16 protein-coding genes, 1 tRNA gene, 3 rRNA genes, 1 other RNA gene and 1 other annotated feature are annotated in these 15,703 nt (G+C 38.7%); of the genes, 17 read left to right on the forward strand and 4 right to left on the reverse strand.

Going from position 1 to position 15,703, the window contains the following annotated elements:
* A 23S ribosomal RNA gene (locus EEJ45_RS16920) occupies nt 1–96 on the forward strand; the annotation flags it as partial.
* Between the two features lie 93 nt (nt 97–189).
* A 5S ribosomal RNA gene (rrf, locus tag EEJ45_RS16925) occupies nt 190–305 on the forward strand.
* A 250-nt stretch (nt 306–555) separates the two neighbouring features.
* Here the strand turns inward: rrf and EEJ45_RS16930 are convergent.
* Nucleotides 556–1,524 carry a YaaC family protein gene (locus EEJ45_RS16930; RefSeq protein ID WP_124565942.1) on the reverse strand — a complete coding sequence of 323 codons (969 nt, stop codon included), beginning with the start codon at nt 1,522–1,524 and terminating at the stop codon, nt 556–558.
* A 116-nt stretch (nt 1,525–1,640) separates the two neighbouring features.
* On the opposite strand from EEJ45_RS16930, the gene guaB reads away from it, so the two are divergent.
* The 7 genes from guaB to EEJ45_RS16965 all read left to right on the forward strand — a co-directional run bounded on the left by guaB (nt 1,641) and on the right by EEJ45_RS16965 (nt 8,484).
* Nucleotides 1,641–3,104, forward strand: a complete 1,464-nt coding sequence (gene guaB / locus EEJ45_RS16935; RefSeq protein ID WP_124565943.1) for an IMP dehydrogenase — start codon at nt 1,641–1,643, stop codon at nt 3,102–3,104.
* A gap of 98 nt (nt 3,105–3,202) precedes the next feature.
* Nucleotides 3,203–4,513, forward strand: coding sequence for a D-alanyl-D-alanine carboxypeptidase family protein (locus EEJ45_RS16940; protein ID WP_124565944.1), 1,311 nt, complete (start codon nt 3,203–3,205; stop codon nt 4,511–4,513).
* A gap of 236 nt (nt 4,514–4,749) precedes the next feature.
* A complete protein-coding gene (gene pdxS, locus EEJ45_RS16945) occupies nt 4,750–5,634 on the forward strand; it encodes a pyridoxal 5'-phosphate synthase lyase subunit PdxS (RefSeq protein WP_124565945.1) in 885 nt (294 codons plus the stop codon).
* 15 nt (nt 5,635–5,649) lie between these two features.
* Nucleotides 5,650–6,234, forward strand: coding sequence for a pyridoxal 5'-phosphate synthase glutaminase subunit PdxT (gene pdxT / locus EEJ45_RS16950; RefSeq protein WP_124565946.1), 585 nt, complete (start codon nt 5,650–5,652; stop codon nt 6,232–6,234).
* Between the two features lie 50 nt (nt 6,235–6,284).
* Nucleotides 6,285–6,487 (forward strand) — a binding site (T-box leader).
* Between the two features lie 61 nt (nt 6,488–6,548).
* Nucleotides 6,549–7,823, forward strand: coding sequence for a serine--tRNA ligase (gene serS, locus EEJ45_RS16955; protein WP_124565947.1), 1,275 nt, complete (start codon nt 6,549–6,551; stop codon nt 7,821–7,823).
* A gap of 125 nt (nt 7,824–7,948) precedes the next feature.
* Nucleotides 7,949–8,041 (forward strand) — tRNA-Ser (locus EEJ45_RS16960).
* A gap of 95 nt (nt 8,042–8,136) precedes the next feature.
* Nucleotides 8,137–8,484 (forward strand): DUF3797 domain-containing protein, encoded by a 348-nt coding sequence (locus EEJ45_RS16965; RefSeq protein ID WP_124565948.1) that lies wholly within the window; start codon nt 8,137–8,139, stop codon nt 8,482–8,484.
* 27 nt (nt 8,485–8,511) lie between these two features.
* Here EEJ45_RS16965 and EEJ45_RS16970 read toward each other — a convergent pair whose 3' ends face one another.
* The 3 genes from EEJ45_RS16970 to EEJ45_RS16980 all read right to left on the reverse strand — a co-directional run bounded on the left by EEJ45_RS16970 (nt 8,512) and on the right by EEJ45_RS16980 (nt 10,492).
* Nucleotides 8,512–9,180, reverse strand: coding sequence for a deoxynucleoside kinase (locus EEJ45_RS16970; RefSeq protein ID WP_124565949.1), 669 nt, complete (start codon nt 9,178–9,180; stop codon nt 8,512–8,514).
* A complete protein-coding gene (locus tag EEJ45_RS16975) occupies nt 9,180–9,818 on the reverse strand; it encodes a deoxynucleoside kinase (RefSeq protein WP_124565950.1) in 639 nt (212 codons plus the stop codon). The genes EEJ45_RS16970 and EEJ45_RS16975 overlap by 1 nt, the downstream gene beginning before the upstream one ends.
* 134 nt (nt 9,819–9,952) lie before the next feature.
* Nucleotides 9,953–10,492: a cysteine hydrolase family protein gene (locus EEJ45_RS16980; protein WP_124565951.1), complete on the reverse strand. Its 540-nt coding sequence runs from the start codon at nt 10,490–10,492 to the stop codon at nt 9,953–9,955.
* Between the two features lie 76 nt (nt 10,493–10,568).
* Between EEJ45_RS16980 and tadA the strand changes: the two genes are divergently transcribed.
* From tadA to EEJ45_RS17020, 8 genes are all read left to right on the forward strand, one after another.
* Entirely contained in the window at nt 10,569–11,060 is a 492-nt protein-coding gene (gene tadA / locus EEJ45_RS16985; protein WP_124565952.1) for a tRNA adenosine(34) deaminase TadA, read from the forward strand.
* A 76-nt stretch (nt 11,061–11,136) separates the two neighbouring features.
* Nucleotides 11,137–11,400: signal recognition particle sRNA large type (ffs, locus tag EEJ45_RS16990), an RNA gene on the forward strand.
* Nucleotides 11,401–11,529: 129 nt separating this feature from the next.
* Nucleotides 11,530–13,191, forward strand: a complete 1,662-nt coding sequence (gene dnaX / locus EEJ45_RS16995) for a DNA polymerase III subunit gamma/tau (protein ID WP_124565953.1) — start codon at nt 11,530–11,532, stop codon at nt 13,189–13,191.
* 17 nt (nt 13,192–13,208) lie between these two features.
* A complete protein-coding gene (locus EEJ45_RS17000; protein ID WP_222928036.1) occupies nt 13,209–13,535 on the forward strand; it encodes a YbaB/EbfC family nucleoid-associated protein in 327 nt (108 codons plus the stop codon).
* 12 nt (nt 13,536–13,547) lie between these two features.
* On the forward strand, nt 13,548–14,144 hold the full coding sequence (gene recR / locus EEJ45_RS17005) for a recombination mediator RecR (protein ID WP_124565955.1): 597 nt from the start codon (nt 13,548–13,550) through the stop codon (nt 14,142–14,144).
* Between the two features lie 11 nt (nt 14,145–14,155).
* A complete protein-coding gene (locus tag EEJ45_RS17010) occupies nt 14,156–14,374 on the forward strand; it encodes a YaaL family protein (protein WP_124565956.1) in 219 nt (72 codons plus the stop codon).
* A gap of 346 nt (nt 14,375–14,720) precedes the next feature.
* Nucleotides 14,721–14,990, forward strand: coding sequence for a pro-sigmaK processing inhibitor BofA family protein (locus EEJ45_RS17015; RefSeq protein ID WP_124565957.1), 270 nt, complete (start codon nt 14,721–14,723; stop codon nt 14,988–14,990).
* Nucleotides 14,991–15,507: 517 nt separating this feature from the next.
* Nucleotides 15,508–15,703 (forward strand): 16S ribosomal RNA (locus tag EEJ45_RS17020); the annotation flags it as partial.

Genomic DNA, 15,703 nt, shown 5'->3' on the forward strand with positions numbered 1-15,703 from the left:
TAAGATCCCTGAAAGATGATCAGGTTGATAGGTCAGAGGTGGAAGCGCGGTGACGTGTGGAGCTGACTGATACTAATCGATCGAGGGCTTAACCAAATATAAAAAGCAGAGGCGAGCGTGTAGCGAGCTAAAGCTAGATTATGAATATACACTATGTTATCCAGTTTTGAAGGAATATGCCTTCAAATGTCTAGTGATGATGGCAAAGAGGTCACACCCGTTCCCATACCGAACACGGAAGTTAAGCTCTTTTGCGCCGATGGTAGTTGGGACCTTGTCCCTGTGAGAGTAGGACGTCGCTAGGCACACAGTAAGCCGGTCATGTTGACCGGCTTTTTTGTTTTAGTGGTGTTAAGCTATATAAGTCTACATGGTTTTTTCGACATATAAACAGCAAGAAAATCACAGCTCTAGAGCGTCTCGCTACGATGTATGTTCTTACTTGACACGCGTATCTCTTAGACCCTGACCGCAACTATACATTGCCCCTTCTTCTTTTCCACCCAAAAAAGAAAGTCGATTTTTCTAGTTGTACTTTATATACATTGTCTTATGTTATGTTTTAGACATTAAGTAATGATAGATATAATAAGGAATTTTATCAGCAGATACCGCTAAAAATTGATTAATAAAAGGATAATCTTCTGTTGCATAACTATGTAACAGTTCACTCCACCATTCCGTTTCATACCTGGAAATCATACTCAAATTATAGAGCACTAAATAATGAACTAGTATTTCAGAAAAGGCCCCCATTTGTTCGCGGTTGCTTGGCAGATAGTAAGTATCTTCATACATATGATAGACCAGTGGACTTTTTTGTAATCCAGCCCAATTTCTCTTAGGTGAATGTAAAATGATATTGTACTTATCTTTTTGGGTAGAAGGCTCTATATGTAAGGAAGAACAGGAGGTTTGTAAGTATTCAATAAAACGCTGCTCAGTCATGTTATAACGGTCTAAAACCAGTTTTGATATAGAAACTATATGATCATCTATTCGTACAATAGGATAAAGCTCAGGCGCCTTTTTACTGTATGTAAAGAGTCTTCCTAACTCTCCCACCAACTTTAATAGATTTTCCATACTACATTTTTCGCCCTCTAGATGTCGCATATAGAACATTTTTTCTGCAATATGAGTGTATAAACCATTTCTTTGTATTTTTACTTCGTCTTGTAAAAACTCGTAGCTTTGTTTCTTCCGCTTTCGAGTTGTTACACCATGTGCTAAAACAGCTGTAGATTCTGGATAATTGGGATCTACTGTTAGTAGACAAGCCTTTAAAAGTTGAATCATACCGTAAAATAAAAGAACAGGACGAATGGAAAGTGGCGATATTTTTGCGGATTCATAGTAGCTCTTGCCATGCTCAAGATAATAAATAAATGGATAACAGTTATCAAAGCTTTTCTTATCATGTTCTGCGATTTTTAATTGCTTATAACAATGAGAAAGATACTTTTGGGAATGTAAGGAAGAAGTAAAAAAACTAAGCTCCCTCCAAATCAAGTTTATGTCCATAGCAAATGACTCCTTAAATAATTTAAAAATTCTAACATATAGAACCTTCCTTGACAGTATTTTGCCCAATTGTTAAGCTACAAATAATATTTTAGCAATCAGGAGGGGAAAAGCTTATGTGGGAATCAAAATTTGTAAAAGAAGGCTTAACGTTTGATGATGTTTTACTTGTACCAGCCAAGTCTGAGGTGCTACCAAGAGAAGTGAGTGTAAAATCCATTTTATCCGAAACTTTGCAACTTAATATCCCTATTTTAAGTGCAGGTATGGACACGGTGACTGAATCTGAGATGGCGATTGCTATGGCTCGTCAAGGTGGACTAGGTATTATTCATAAGAATATGCCTATTGAGCAACAAGCTGATCAAGTAGATAAAGTAAAGAGATGTGAAAGTGGAGTTATTACAGACCCGTTCTTTTTAACGCCCGAGCATCAAGTATATGATGCCGAGCATTTAATGGGAAAATATCGCATTTCAGGTGTACCTATTGTAAATAACGAAGCTGATCGTCGATTGGTAGGTATTCTTACAAATCGTGACTTACGTTTTATTCAGGACTATTCAATTAAGATTTCTGATGTTATGACAAAAGAAAATTTGATTGTTGCACCTGTGGGAACTACATTGAACGAAGCAGAAAAGATTTTGCAAAAACATAAGATTGAAAAACTTCCTCTTGTTGATCAGGACGGTGTATTACAAGGTCTTATTACAATTAAAGACATTGAAAAAGTAATTGAGTTTCCTAACTCAGCTAAAGACAAGCAAGGAAGACTACTTGTTGGTGCTGCAGTAGGCGTTACTCCTGATGCAATGGTACGGGTTGATGCGTTAGTGAAAGCTAATGTAGATGTAATTGTACTTGATACGGCACATGGCCACTCAAAAGGCGTGCTAGATAAAGTAAAAGAGATTCGAGCAAAGTATCCTAACTTAAATATTATTGCTGGTAACGTGGCAACTGCTGAAGCAACACGTGATTTGATTGAAGCAGGAGCTAATATTATTAAAGTAGGCATAGGACCTGGGTCTATTTGTACAACACGTGTCGTTGCAGGTGTAGGTGTTCCGCAGTTAACAGCTGTTTATGATTGCGCAACTGAGGCTCGTAAATATGGTGTTCCTGTTATTGCAGATGGCGGAATCAAGTATTCCGGAGATATTGTAAAAGCGTTAGCAGCAGGAGCTCATGTTGTTATGCTTGGTAGTATTTTTGCAGGTGTATCAGAAAGTCCTGGTGAAACAGAAATTTACCAAGGACGTCGTTTCAAAGTATACCGTGGTATGGGTTCCGTTGGTGCAATGGAAAGTGGAAGTAAAGATCGTTATTTCCAAGAAGGAAACAAAAAGCTTGTACCAGAAGGAATTGAAGGACGTGTTCCTTACAAAGGACCTTTGGCAGATACAGTACATCAACTAGTAGGCGGGCTTCGCTCTGGTATGGGTTACTGTGGAGCTAAAGACTTAGAGGATTTACGCGAAAATGCACAATTTATTCGTATGAGCGGAGCAGGACTACGTGAAAGTCACCCGCATGATATACAAATTACGAAAGAAGCACCAAACTATTCATTATAATATTCCAGTTTTGGACAGGGATAGACTATCCCTGTCCATTTTTTGGGGAATGTGTTAGAATAGCTTTTATGTGAAGACGTTTTTTAGGAGGTTTCAAAGTGAAATTTGTGTTTCAAAATCGAGTAATTGCGACAATGATGGCATTTACGTTGCTTTTTAGTATGTTTTTTACATACAAAGCATCTGCAGAAAGCAACACAGGATTAGATATTAAAGCTGAAGCAGCAATTCTAATAGAAGCAGATTCAGGAAAAATTTTATATGCAAAAAACAAAGATCAATCTCTACCAGTTGCAAGCATGACAAAAATGATGACGGAGTACTTGGTTCATGAGGCAGTTGCAAAAGGAAAAATAAAATGGACGCAAAAAACGCAAGCCTCTGAATATGCGCATCTTATTTCACAAGATCGTAGCTTGTCCAATGTACCTTTAGAAAACGGCGGATCTTACACTGTAAAAGAGTTATATGAAGCAGTAGCTATTTATTCAGCGAACGGGGCAGCAATCGCTTTAGCTGAATTAGTAAGCGGCTCAGAAGGTAATTTTGTGAAAGAAATGAATAAAAAGGCAAAGGAATTAGGCCTTAAGAATTCAAAATTTGTAAACTCAACTGGTTTAACAAATAGTGATTTAAAAGGGAAACATCCTGATGGGACAAGCGCGAATGAAGAAAATCAAATGTCTGCGAGTGATTCTGCACTTTTGGCACAACGCCTAATTAAAGACTACCCAGATATTTTAGATACGGCTAAAATTACTAAGAAAGTGTTTCAGGAAGGCGGAAAGTATCCCGTTCAAATGGACAACTGGAACTGGATGTTAAAAGGTCTTGTGTATGGATATGAGGGCGTAGATGGTCTTAAGACAGGCTCAACACCTGCGGCAGGCTATTGCTTTACTGGTACTGCTAAACGTGATAACATGCGTTTAATTGCAGTAGTTATTAAAACTGAATCTTACGAAGCGCGTTTCCAAGAAACAAAAAAGCTTTTTGATTATGGGTTTAGTGGATTCGAAATAAAAGAGCTATATAAAAAAGGATATCAGCCAAAAGACAAGAAAACAGTAGCTGTACCCAATGGTAAAGAAAAAGAAGTGAAAATCGAGACTGCATCAGCTATTAAAGTACCGGTACCTAAAGGGGAGAAAAACCCTTATCAGATTGGCTATACGTTAAATAAAGGCGACTTAAAGGCACCGTTGAAAGCTAAGGAGCAAGTTGGTTTTCTGACTGTTGCTTCTAAAGATAAACAAGATAGCGGATTTTTAGCTGAAAAAGAACTTAAGGTACCTCTTATAACAACTGAGAAAGTAGAAAAAGCAAACTGGTTTGTGCTAACTATGCGTAGCATCGGTTCATTCTTTGGGAATTTATGGGATAGCGCAATAGGGAAAATTACAGGTTGAAAATAAAAACTGCCCATTTTACGGGTAGTTTTTATTTATTGCATGTTCTATATCATACCTACATCAGAACATCATGTTCTATATTATATAAAAACGTACGGAAATTACTTAAAACAACTTCTGTATTCTAAGTAAAAAATAGTAGACAAAGATGTGATAGGTAGTGATAGAATGTAAGAGTATTCTTAATCTTTTGATGCAAAATAATGATGAGTATAGATGAGGGGGCTTTCTAGATGAACTTAACAGGAACAGAGCGCGTGAAGCGCGGTATGGCAGAAATGCAAAAAGGCGGCGTAATTATGGATGTTATTAACGCTGAGCAAGCAAAAATAGCTGAAGAAGCAGGTGCAGTAGCTGTTATGGCATTGGAGCGTGTACCGGCTGATATTCGTGCCGCAGGTGGCGTTTCTCGCATGGCAGATCCTACAATTGTAGAAGAGGTTATGTCAGCAGTATCTATCCCAGTTATGGCAAAATGCCGTATTGGTCACATTGTAGAAGCACGTGTATTAGAAGCGTTAGGTGTAGACTACATTGATGAAAGTGAAGTATTAACACCAGCGGATGAAGTATATCACTTGCAAAAGCGTGATTATACTGTACCGTTTGTATGTGGTTGCCGTGACATCGGTGAAGCTGCAAGACGTATCGCTGAAGGAGCTTCTATGCTTCGTACAAAAGGCGAGCCAGGAACAGGTAACATTGTAGAAGCAGTTCGTCATATGCGCCAAGTAAATGCTGAAATTCGTCAGGTTGTGGCTATGCGTGAAGATGAGTTAATGACTTACGCAAAGTTAACAGGTGCTCCTTATGAAGTATTACTAGAAATTAAGCGTTTAGGTCGTTTGCCTGTAGTTAACTTTGCAGCAGGTGGTGTGGCAACGCCTGCTGATGCGGCATTGATGATGCAGTTAGGCGCAGATGGGGTGTTTGTTGGTTCTGGTATCTTTAAATCAGATAACCCAGCACAGTTTGCTCGCGCAATCGTAGAAGCAACTACGCATTATGAAGATTATGAGCTAATTGCGAGCCTATCTAAAGGTCTTGGAAATCCAATGAAGGGCATTGAAATTTCTTCATTACTTCCACAAGACCGTATGCAAGAGCGCGGCTGGTAAAAAGGAGCTTTATATATGATAACGATTGGTGTATTGGGACTGCAAGGTGCAGTTCGCGAGCATGTCATGTCAATTGAAGCATTGGGTGCTAAGGCTGTTGTGGTAAAAAAGATTGAACAATTACAAGAAATTGACGGTCTTATCTTACCAGGTGGTGAGAGCACAACGATGCGGAGATTGATTGATAAATATGGCTTTATGGAACCGTTACGTGCATTTGCAAACGAAGGGAAACCTTTGTTTGGTACATGTGCGGGGATGATCCTATTGGCTAAGAATTTAGTGGATTATAAAGAACCACACCTTGGTGTAATGAATATTACTGTAGAAAGAAACGCCTTTGGCAGACAGCGTGAAAGCTTTGAAGCAGAGTTATCTATTAAAGGTGTAGGAGAAGATTTTGTTGGTGTATTTATACGTGCTCCTTATGTTGTAAGTGTGGGAGATGAAGTAGAGGTACTTTCCGTTCATGGAGATCGTATTGTAGCTGTTCGTCAAGGCCATCTTTTGGCTGCTTCTTTCCATCCAGAGTTAACAGATGATCATCGCATGACAGCATACTTCTTGGATATGGTTAAGGAAGCAAAAAAAGTTGTATAAGCAACTTGCAAGTTGCACAAGATTATAGTAAATTGATGGTAACTTATATAACAAAAGCGTTGATAGGGCATAGTAATAAGCTTTTCTTTTTGCAGAGAGTCGGTGGTTGGTGCAAACCGATAAAAGTGGCTTACGAATCCACCCTGGAGCAGGGCGTGAATAAGCGCTTCCGGCGAAGAGTCGTTAATTCTGTAAAGAGGAAAGCACATGCTTTCAATTAGGGTGGCAACGCGGGTAAACTCCCGTCCCTTTCCAAGGGGACGGGGGTTTTTTGTTGTTTATAAAAAGGTTTTATGAAAGAAGGAGGAAATATAATGCTGGATATTAAATATGTACGCGCAAATTTCGAAGAAGTGAAAGCAAAGCTTCAGCACAGAGGCGAGGATTTAACTGATTTTGGACGTTTCGAAGAGTTAGATACAAAAAGACGTGAACTTCTCGTACAAACAGAAGAACTGAAAAGCAAGCGTAATGAGGTGTCTCAACAAATTTCTGTGTTAAAACGTCAAAAGCAGGATGCAGAAGCTTTAATTTTAGAAATGCGTGAAGTAGGAGATCGTATCAAAGGTCTTGATGAAGAACTTCGCGTTGTAGAGCATGATTTAGAACAGTTAATGCTCGCTGTTCCTAACTTACCACATGAATCTGTACCAGTAGGTGAAACAGAGGACGATAACGTAGAAATACGAAAATGGGGAGAGATTCGTGATTTTGGTTTTGAACCGAAAGCACATTGGGATATTGCAACTGACCTTAATATTCTTGATTTTGAGCGTGCAGGTAAAGTAACAGGAAGTCGCTTTGTATTCTATAAAGGCTTAGGTGCACGATTAGAACGCGCTTTATTCAACTTTATGTTAGATCTTCATACAGACGAGCATGGCTATGAAGAAGTTCTTCCTCCATACATCGTAAACCGTGATAGCATGACAGGAACAGGACAACTGCCTAAATTTGAAGAAGACGCATTCCGTATTGAAAGTGAAGACTATTTCTTAATTCCTACCGCGGAAGTACCGGTGACGAATATGCATCGCGACGAGATTTTAAATGGAGATATCTTACCCATTCAATATGCGGCACTCAGCGCATGCTTCCGCTCTGAAGCAGGATCTGCTGGTCGTGACACACGTGGCTTGATACGTCAGCATCAATTCAATAAAGTAGAGTTAGTGAAGTTCGTGAAACCTGAGGATTCTTATGAAGAGCTAGAAAAACTAACAGCAGATGCTGAACGTGTCTTGCAACTTCTAGGCCTTCCATACCGTGTTCTCAGTATGTGCACAGGTGATTTAGGATTCACAGCTGCCAAGAAATACGATATTGAAGTATGGATTCCTAGCTATGCTTCTTATCGTGAGATTTCTTCTTGCAGTAACTTTGAGAGCTTCCAAGCACGCCGAGCTAATATTCGTTTCAGACGTGAACCGAACAGCAAACCTGAACATGTTCATACATTGAATGGTTCTGGTTTAGCAATTGGGCGTACAGTAGCTGCAATTCTTGAGAACTACCAGCAGGCAGATGGCTCTGTCATAATTCCGGAAGTTTTACGTCCTTATATGGGTAATAAGGAAGTAATTAAATAATATGAGCTACGGATGGGTATCAATAAGATACCCATTCTAGTTTGTTTCAAATATTCGTTTTCTTTATTAAACATTTTTTGCTTGACTAATAAAAAACAATTTGATATTATATGTCATGTCAATACGGAGGAATACCCAAGTCCGGCTGAAGGGATCGGTCTTGAAAACCGACAGGCGGTGAGAGCCGCGCGGGGGTTCGAATCCCTCTTCCTCCGCCATAATATTATTGACAACAGCGCATATAAGTTGAGATTGTGAAACTCGTTACCTGCTGTAACGAGTTTTTATTTTTAACAATGAGAAAGGAGCAGCTATGAATCTTCTCATCCAAACATTCCCTATGCAGGGGAAAACACTATATTTTGTACAATGTCTCAGCTGTAAACGAAATAGAATTTTAAATAGTGGTGCAAACGTTTCAAACATGGTAAGTGAAGAAGCGTTTCGTAAGCTTTGCGGCTGTGTGTGTAAGACGCAGCCTACTGAACAACCTAAGACGATGAAACGTCGTGGCAAGACTTTGACTGCTGTTATTAATGGTGTAGAAATGACTGTAAAAGAAATTTCTGATGCTTATGGTATTAGTCAAACAACTGTACGTCAGCGAATCAATGCCGGTAAGAGTGAACAAGAAATTATTGCACCAACTAAACGAAAATAATCCCGTGCATCGTGCACGGGATTATTTTTATTTCACAAGCTTTCTTGTGTGTTTAATAAAATGACCGATTTTTTCCACTATCGGTTCAATAGAGCCACTATCTTGGATAATATCATATTCATTAATATTCAAACGTAATACAGGGCAAGCATTAAAGTTATTAATCCAATTTTCATAGCGTTCATGCATTTCTTTCCAATATTCAATCGGTGTTTGCTGCTCCATTGGTCTGCCGCGCTCACGAATGCGATTTACAATATCTTCGAAAGATCCTTCCAAATAAATGAGAAGATCAGGATGTGGGAAGTATGGTGTCATGACCATTGCATCAAAAAGACCTTTATATGTCTCGTAATCTGTAGCTGTCATGGTTCCCTTCTCAAAATGCATCTTTGCAAAAATGCCTGTGTCTTCATAGATAGAGCGGTCTTGTATAAAACCACCGCCGTATTCAAAAATTCTCTTTTGCTCTTTAAAGCGCTCAGCTAAAAAATAAATTTGCAGGTGAAAGCTCCAGCGGGTGAAATCTGCATAAAACTTGTCCAAATAAGGGTTTGTATCAACCTTTTCAAAGGAAGTTCTATATGCTAACGCGTTAGCAAGTGCATTAGTCATAGTAGACTTTCCTACACCTACTGTACCGGCAATTGTAATTACCGCATCGTTAGGAATATCATATTTTTGTCTTAAATTCATTAGAGTGCGATCTCCTTTTTAAGCGTATTTTCTAACGCAGATAGAATGGCGTTTAAATCGGCTTCGTTATTAACAAAATCAATATTATCACCATTAAATTTTAACACAGGGATGTGTGGGTGCTCTGCAATGAGATTATCCATAGCAGTTTCGTAGTCCGCAATAAGTTGTACTAAGTACTGCGGATCCATATTTTTTTCAAACTCACGACCACGGATAGCAATGCGTTTTTGCAGAGTCTCTAAGCTTGCTGTTAAGTATATGATAACATTGGGTATAGGCATGTCTCGTGTGAGGATGTCATAAATGTTAATATACTTGTTATATTGAGCTGGTTGCAAAGTTCTGGATGCAAAAATCAAGTTTTTGAAGATATGATAATCTGCTACAACAGGTTTATCTTGCTGTAGGTACTTTGTGTGGATATCTTCTAGTTGCTTATAGCGATTGCAGAGGAAAAACATTTCTGTTTGGAAGCTCCATTCATTAATGTTTTCATAAAACTTTCCTAAGAAAGGATTTTCATCTACAATCTCTTTTAATAAATGAAGACCGAAATAATCTGATATAGCTTTGGCAAGTGAAGTTTTTCCGACACCGATCGGTCCCTCTACAGTTATAAAAGGTACTTTTACCATTATTGCTCCTCCTTTACCACGGCGTCTTAAGACGAACAAAAAATCAAAACAGGATTATTGTAGCATAAGAGAGGATGGAAAAGGACGAATTTTTTGCAAAAGTTTGTTTAGAAATTTATACAAGTACAGCAAACCTATTGTGTAAATAATAAGGTAGAGTGGGATGTATCCGCTTTTAAAATATGTGTCATTACTCGTAATGCATGCTCGTTATCTTTATCACAATTAGATGCAATACAGTTGTGTGGGACATATAACTTATAATTGCGCATATGTGCATCATTTGCTGTGAACAGTACACAAATATTACCCGCTATACCTGTTAGAATCAGAGATTGAATTTTAAGATACCCAAGCAGTGTGTTTAAAGGTGTTTCATAAAAAGCTGAATAATGTGGCTTAATGAGAAAGTAATCATTTTTAACTGGAGAAATATCATTAAGCCAATCCTTATTCAATGTATTGCTGCAATGTGCAATAATTTTTTCCATATCTGTCTGCCAAATATTATAATGATCATTAATATAAATAATAGGTATATCGTGTTGATTAGCCAAAATTTTTAAGTTTATAATAGCCGGGACAATTTCTTTACATTTATGTGCAAGAGTTGAACCGTGTTTAAAATCAAAGTCATTAATCATGTCTATAATTAATAATGCAGTATCTTTCATATTGCATTCTCCTTCCTTTCGGTTTAGTTTAGGTAGAAAGGAAAAAAGTTATTTGTAACAAAGAAAGGATTATTAAATGTATACAGATGAGTATTACATGCAACTGGCGATTGAAGAGGCAAAAAAAGCGGAAGCAATTCATGAGGTGCCAATTGGGGCTGTTATTGTATGGCAAGATCAAATCATTAGTCGCGCTCATAATTTAAGGGAAATCGAGCAACGCGCTATTGCACATGCGGAACTATTGGCAATTGACGATGCTTGTAAAAAGCTAGGAACATGGAGACTTGAGGATGCCACGCTATATGTCACATTAGAACCTTGCCCTATGTGTGCGGGTGCCATCGTATTATCTCGTGTAAAAAGAGTCGTATACGGAGCAGCAGATCCGAAAGGTGGATGTGCAGGAACTTTGATGAATTTATTGAATGAAGAGAGATTTAATCACCAAGCACAGGTCGTAAGCGGTGTTTTACAAGAGGAATGCGGGCGGCTATTATCAGACTTTTTTCGAAAGCTTAGGGAAAAGAAAAAAGCAAAGAAGTTGGGTGAAAGTAGTAAAAAGTGACGAGTTGCAATTTGTGTAGAAACGCGTTATACTAATAATGCCTTCAACAAGGCAACTAAATATGGTTTTAACTTTGCCGTGCTAAGCGGGGAGGTAGCGGTGCCCTGTACTCGCAATCCGCTCTAGCGAGGCCGAATTCCTTTCCGAGGTTATGCTGCTGTAGGGCTGCCTTAAGTAAGTGGCGTTGACGTCTGGGTCCTGCGCAACGGGAATCCGTGAACCTTGTCAGGTCCGGAAGGAAGCAGCAATAAGCGGAAGCTCTCGTGTGCCGCAGGGGTGCCTGGGCCGAGCTAACTGCTTAAGTAACGCTTATGGCACATAATCGACGAAAGGTGCACGGCAGTTTAACTTAAATCATAAACCCACTCTATGCAGAGTGGGTTTTTTGATAGCTTTTTTGAAATGGAATCAAATTTGGAAATAAGGTATAATAAAATGAATAAAAAAGTTTGAGGGAGGCAACGCTCTCGTGTCATATCAGGCGCTTTATCGAACGTGGCGACCACAAATGTTTGAAGATGTGGTAGGTCAAAAGCATGTAACGAAGACGCTGCAAAACGCCCTTCTACAACAAAAGGTATCACATGCGTACCTGTTTTCTGGTCCGCGCGGCACGGGGAAAACGACAATTGCTAAAGTGTTTGCTAAAGCTGTAAACTGCGAGCAAGCACCTACTGCAGAGCCATGTAACAATTGTCCTTCTTGTTTAGGAATAACAGATGGAACAATTGGGGATGTATTAGAAATAGATGCCGCTTCTAATAACGGTGTAGATGAAATCCGTGATATTCGCGATAAAGTCAAATATGCACCAAGCTCAGTTCGTTACAAAGTGTATATCATTGACGAGGTTCACATGCTGTCAATCGGCGCATTTAATGCGTTGTTAAAAACACTAGAGGAACCTCCAAAGCACGTTATTTTTATTTTGGCTACAACAGAGCCTCATAAAATACCGCCAACAATTATATCGCGCTGTCAACGCTTTGAGTTTAGAAAAATTTCTGTTCAGGATATCGTAGAACGCTTAACAACCGTTGTACATAATGAACATATTACTATAACGGATGAAGCTCTTCATATTGTTGCAAGAACCGCTGAAGGTGGTATGCGTGATGCCTTGAGCTTGCTAGACCAGGCAATTTCTTATAGTGAAAACGAGGTTACGGCAGAAGAAGTACTCACTGTAACAGGCTCTGTATCACAGCAATATTTAAATCAGTTGGTTGAATGTATATACGATAACAATGTAGCAGAAGCACTGCGCATTGTTAATCGTATGATGAATCAAGGGAAAGATCCATTACGCTTTATGGAAGACTTTATTTATTATTTTCGTGATATGTTACTATATCAAACTTCTTCTGGACTTGAGGATTTACTGGAGAGAGTGGTTGTTGACGAATCGTTCCGGAACTTCAGTGAGAAGATACAAGCAGATGCAATTTACGATATAATCCATACACTTAGTAAAAGTCAGCAAGAAATGAAATGGACAAATCACCCGCGTATTTTTCTTGAAGTGGTAATGGTCAAACTCTGTCAGCAATTCTCGCTGCGAGGAGGAGATCGTTTAGAGGCAGTCATGCAGCGTTTGCAGGAAATGGAGCATGCTCTTAAAGAATTGAAAAGAAACGGTGTTGCAGTAGCACCTTCATCTGAGCCAAAGAAAGTTGCTAAACCAAGTGCCAAAACAACAGTAAAACTTCCGATAGGACGTATTCATGAAGTTTTGAAAAGTGCTACTCGTAAAGATTTAGAAAAATTGAAAGGTGCTTGGGGAGAGGTTTTAGATCAACTGAAGGCAAGAAGTAAGGTTGCGTACGCTGTGTTGCTCGAAAAAAGTGAGCCCGTCGCAGCGGCTGCTGGAGCTTATGTACTGGCATTTGAGTATGAAATTCATTGTAAAATGGCTGGAGAAAATCAAGATGGTACAGACACAGTAGAGCAAATCTTATATGATTTATTAGGGGCACGATTTAATATGATAGCTGTTCCCAAATCTGAATGGAGTAAAATTCGAGAAGGCTTTTTAAAAGAACAAGTCGAAGATACTCCTAAGGCCGAAGATCCTATTGTAGCAGAAGCAATTAAATTAGTAGGCCAAGAATTAGTAGAAATACAAGAATGAATCTAGGAGGAATTAAAATGATGCGTGGTATGGGAAATATGAATAGTATGATGAAACAAATGCAAAAAATGCAAAAACAAATGCAGGCTGCACAAGAGGAGCTTCTTGAAAAAACAGTTGAAGGTACTGCGGGTGGCGGTATGGTAACGGTTGTGATAAACGGTAATAAACAAGTACTTGAAGTGAAAATTAAAGAAGACGTAGTAGATCCAGATGACATTGAAATGCTGCAAGATTTAGTAATGGCAGCTACAAATGATGCGTTGAAGAAAATTGAAGAATTAACAATGTCTACTATGGGACAATTCACAAAAGGATTGAATCTACCGGGCGGACTTTTCTAAGGGGAGATACCAGTGCACTATCCAGAACCGATATCAAAGCTTATTGACAGCTTTATGAAACTACCCGGCATTGGCCCAAAAACAGCAGTTCGATTGGCATTTTTCGTCCTTAACATGAAGGAAGACGATGTATTAGATTTTGCGAAGGCACTTGTAAATGCTAAACGCAATCTAACCTATTGTTCTGTTTGCGGACACATCACTGATCGTGATCCTTGCTATATATGTGAAGATAATGGTCGTGATAAATCAGTAATTTGTGTAGTACAAGAGCCAAAAGATGTAATTGCGATGGAAAAAATGAAAGAATATCAAGGAGTATATCATGTTCTGCACGGCGCAATCTCTCCAATGGAGGGAATCGGTCCAGAAGATATTGATATTCCTGATTTATTAAAACGTCTACATGATGAAACGGTTAAAGAGGTCATACTGGCTACTAATCCAAACATCGAGGGAGAAGCAACGGCTATGTATATATCACGCTTGTTGAAACCATCAGGCATTAAAGTGACACGAATTGCTCACGGTTTGCCTGTTGGAGGAGATTTGGAGTATGCCGATGAAGTGACTCTTTCTAAAGCCTTAGAAGGCCGTAGAGAGCTGTAGGAGGTCTAATTATGATTTTTCGTCGTAAAGGTCACATTAGACGTCAGTATGATAGAAAATTTGTTGAGCTATTAGAAGAGTTGAAGCAAGAGTGGATGAGACAAAAGCGCATTGTTGAACAGAGTCTAGAACCTTCCGAAGAGGTATTATGTCATCTGCAACTAGCGGAAGCAAAGTACTTTTATGCATTAAGAGAAGCGAAATTACGTAAAGTCTCATTAAGAAAGTAAAAAGAAGCCTGGACATAACTGAATCATATAACTCTAAGCTTAAAGAATACAGAATAAAATAACACTCATAAAGGAAAAATCCGAACTAAATCGAATTCTGTGTAGAGAATTCCGACTAATAGTTCGGATTTTTCTTTGGCTGAAAACCTTTTGTTCCAACCTCTTTTGTTCCGCTTGATAGGAAGGTAAGTGAAATAGATAGAACAGATAATGATATTGAGCTGCTATAAAATTTAGTTATCATAAGATAACAGAATGAAAGTATAGCTAGAGTTCGCTAACATCGGTTGTATTTTTTAAAATCTCCTCATAAGTATAATAGTACAAGTTATAAGGAGGATGAAAAATGAACGACTTACTTGTAATTTCGTGCATAGTAGGTTTAATTGTCATGCTGTTATTGATTGGAGCTCCACTTAAACCGATTCGCTTCGTAGGAGGGACAATAGTAAAGATATTACTAGGAGCTATTTTTTTATTTGTGCTGAATATGGCAGGATCTAAATATGGTCTGCATGTTCCTATTAATGCAGTTACCGCATCTATAACAGGACTTTTAGGAATACCAGGTATAATCGCACTAGCTGTAATTCAGCTATATATTATTCCTCTTTAACATCATTCCGAAAGAAGTCTCCCTCTTCAATTGAAGCTAAGTGGTGAGTAGTTCACAAGAAGGTGTAATTGATAATTATGTTTTTTGTTTTAGGGAAAACCATCCTTACGAGGCAAAGAGGGTGGTTTTTTATAGTTAGGTTGTGTTAAGGTTCGTTTTCCTCGTGCGGTCAGATAACCCCCTCAGCGCTACAAACCTATAGAATCTCTATTTAACCTGCTTGTCCCACATAAGTCTCAATTTCTTCGCTCTAATCAACAAGTGCTAGTTACTAACATCAGGCTGTCATACAGCTTACAATTAAAAAGATAAAAATTGTTATAAAAAGTTTTTTAAAAGTATTGACCATAATGTAGGCACATGGTATATTAATAAACGTCGTCAGCGACATTATAAAAAGTTGTTGACTTCGAAAGTTAAATGATATAAGATGATGAAGTCGCTTTAAGCGACAATTGAACTTTGAAAACTAAACAAAACATGAAACGTCAACATTTATTTTAGCTAGACAAACACTTTTATGGAGAGTTTGATCCTGGCTCAGGATGAACGCTGGCGGCGTGCCTAATACATGCAAGTCGAGCGAACCTCTTAGGAGGTTAGCGGCGGACGGGTGAGTAACACGTGGGTAACCTGCCTGTAAGACTGGGATAACTTCGGGAAACCGAAGCTAATACCGGATAAGTTTTCAAACCGCATGGTTTGAAATGGAA

The organism is Ectobacillus antri (assembly GCF_003852715.1).
GTDB lineage: Bacteria > Bacillota > Bacilli > Bacillales > Bacillaceae_G > Ectobacillus > Ectobacillus antri.